This window comes from Bacteroidales bacterium (assembly GCA_035647615.1).
In the GTDB taxonomy this organism is placed as follows: domain Bacteria; phylum Bacteroidota; class Bacteroidia; order Bacteroidales; family 4484-276; genus SABY01.
On the sequence record DASRND010000035.1, the window covers coordinates 127,501 to 130,373 of the forward strand.

At 48.7% G+C, this 2,873-nt stretch carries 2 tRNA genes and 2 rRNA genes (1 of these 4 running past the window's edge); all 4 read right to left on the reverse strand.

The features are described 5' to 3' along the window. Positions 1-322, reverse strand: a 23S ribosomal RNA gene (locus VFC92_12085) (it extends 2,546 nt beyond the left edge of the window). Positions 323-457: 135 nt separating this feature from the next. Further along, positions 458-531, reverse strand: a tRNA-Ala gene (locus tag VFC92_12090). 19 nt (positions 532-550) lie between these two features. Next, positions 551-624 (reverse strand) — tRNA-Ile (locus tag VFC92_12095). 160 nt (positions 625-784) lie between these two features. Next, positions 785-2,314: ribosomal RNA gene (locus VFC92_12100) — 16S ribosomal RNA — on the reverse strand. Together the 16S and 23S rRNA genes with 2 tRNA genes alongside form the textbook arrangement of a ribosomal RNA operon. Positions 2,315-2,873 lie beyond the last annotated feature (559 nt).

The window sequence follows — 2,873 nt, forward strand, 5'->3', positions numbered from 1 at the left end:
TTCTGCTATTGATTTACTTTCCATGTTACAGTCCTACAACCCCGGTAATGCCGTAACATTGCCGGTTTGGGCTGTTCCCCGTTCGCTCACCACTACTTGGGGAATCATTATTATTTTCTCTTCCTCCGGTTACTTAGATGTTTCAGTTCACCGGGTTCGCCTCCCTTGCGGGATATCACACCTTCAGTGTGATGGGTTGCCCCATTCGGAAATCTCCGGATCGAAGGTTATTTGCACCTCCCCGAAGCTTATCGCAGCTTATCACGTCCTTCTTCGCCTCTGAGAGCCAAGGCATCCGCCGTACGCTCTTATTTACTTTCTTACTATCTCAACATTACTATTGTATAGTGATCAATCATTATCTGACTAATCTTGTTGTATCTTCTTTCATGATGTCAAAGAACTTTTGAAAATCCATCTTTCAGGAATTTCACCTACCCTTACAGGGCAAGTCAGGTGGAGAATAAGGGAGTCGAACCCTTGGCCTCTAGAATGCAAATCTAGCGCTCTAGCCAACTGAGCTAATTCCCCAAAACGACTTTATAAAATGTAGTCCCGCGCAGATTTGAACTGCGGACCCCTACATTATCAGTGTAGTGCTCTAACCAACTGAGCTACGGGACTATATCATTTACTGCTTTGTAAATAACTTCCTTCGCTCATGTTAGGAAGGAGCAGTGCGCTGCTCGCTTGGGTGGCTTATCAAAAGCCTAATAAAATATGAAGTGTGCATTAGTAGCAAATATCAACCCCCGATTACTCGGGATAAAGGGAATCACTCCAGAAAGGAGGTATTCCAGCCGCACCTTCCGGTACGGCTACCTTGTTACGACTTAGCCCCAGTCACTAGTTTTACCCTAGGCCGCTCCTTGCGGTTACGGACTTCAGGTACCCCCAGCTTCCATGGCTTGACGGGCGGTGTGTACAAGGCCCGGGAACGTATTCACCGCGCCATGGCTGATGCGCGATTACTAGCGATTCCAGCTTCATGGAGTCGAGTTGCAGACTCCAATCCGAACTGAGACCAGCTTTCGAGATTAGCATCCTGTCACCAGGTAGCGACCCTCTGTACTGGCCATTGTAGCACGTGTGTGGCCCTGGACATAAGGGCCGTGCTGATTTGACGTCATCCCCACCTTCCTCACTACTTGCGTAGGCAGTTTTCTTAGAGTCCCCAGCATTACCTGATGGCAACTAAGAATAGGGGTTGCGCTCGTTATGGGACTTAACCCGACACCTCACGGCACGAGCTGACGACAACCATGCAGCACCTTGTAAGATGTTCCGAAGAAAGATCCCCTTTCGGAGACTGTCATCTAACATTTAAGCCCAGGTAAGGTTCCTCGCGTATCATCGAATTAAACCACATGCTCCACCGCTTGTGCGGGCCCCCGTCAATTCCTTTGAGTTTCACCCTTGCGAGCATACTCCCCAGGCGGTACACTTAATGCGTTAGCTACGGTACTGAGAGTAACTCCCACCACCTAGTGTACATCGTTTACTGCGTGGACTACCAGGGTATCTAAACCTGTTTGCTCCCCACGCCTTCGTGCCTCAGCGTCAGTACATGGCCAGAAGTTCGCCTTCGCCACCGATGTTCCTCCAGATATCTACAGATTTCACCCCTACACCTGGAATTCCAACTCCCCCTCCTGTACTCTAGCATAACAGTTTCCAATGGCAGACCTCGGTTAAGCCGAGGCATTTTACATCAGACTAGCTATGCAGCCTGCGCACCCTTTACGCCCAATAATTCCGAACAACGCTCGCCCCCTACGTGTTACCGCGGCTGCTGGCACGTAGTTAGCCGGGGCTTATTCCTGGGTTAACGTCATCTGACAGCCATTCCCTGCTATCATTATTCCTCCCCCAGAAAAGAACTTTACAACCTCACGGCCTTCATCGTTCACGCGGCGTCGCTCCGTCAGACTTGCGTCCATTGCGGAAGATTCTTAACTGCTGCCTCCCGTAGGAGTCTGGGCCGTGTCTCAGTCCCAATGTGGCCGATCACCCTCTCAGGCCGGCTATCCATCGATGCCTTGGTAGGCCATTACCCCACCAACAAGCTAATGGAACGCAGACTCATCCCTCAGCGGCGCCTTAGCGCCTTTCCTTAATCTCACTTAGGTGAAATTAATCACATCCGGTATTACCCCATGTTTCCATGGACTATCCCGAACTGAAGGGCAGATTATCTACGTGTTACTCACCCGTTCGCCACTCTAGGGGGTACAAGTACCCCTTGCCGTTCGACTTGCATGTTTAAAACGCGCCGCCAGCGTTCGTTCTGAGCCAGGATCAAACTCTCCGTTATTTAAATAACTCCAGCACAAGTGCCAGAGTATAACTTCAAGTTATGTTCCCAACAATAGAAAGCTTACGCTAACTAAATTGACTAGGAAGCCCTTACACTTCCTTGACAACTCTCGTTGTCAGCACTGTAACCAACGCCCCCAAGGGGGAATCGTCACAGTACATATCCTTCCTTCTCTTCTCTTATATCTCTGTCAAAAATCATCTTTTTCGTAACACTCTCTAAGGGGTCTCCTTAGAGCGCTCGAACGTTATAACAGATTTCAAAACAAAGTGTCAAGTCAAAACTTTCTACTTCAGAAATCTACTCCCTAAAAAAGGGCAACGGATTGGATATTACCCCTTTTAGCTAACAACGTCTAGTGCTTTCCCTCAAATTTCTCATAAAAGTGAGAAAATAGTTATTTCGTCAGGTGATCCAACGCCTCTTTGGTAAAAACAACCCTTAAATAGGTGATAAATGAGGCTAAAGCGGCTAAAGCTGAGAGGCCAAAGAAGATTCCCGTAAGGGGATTGGCCCAACTCTTGAACCCATCGGTTGTCGCTACTCGAGCCACAAT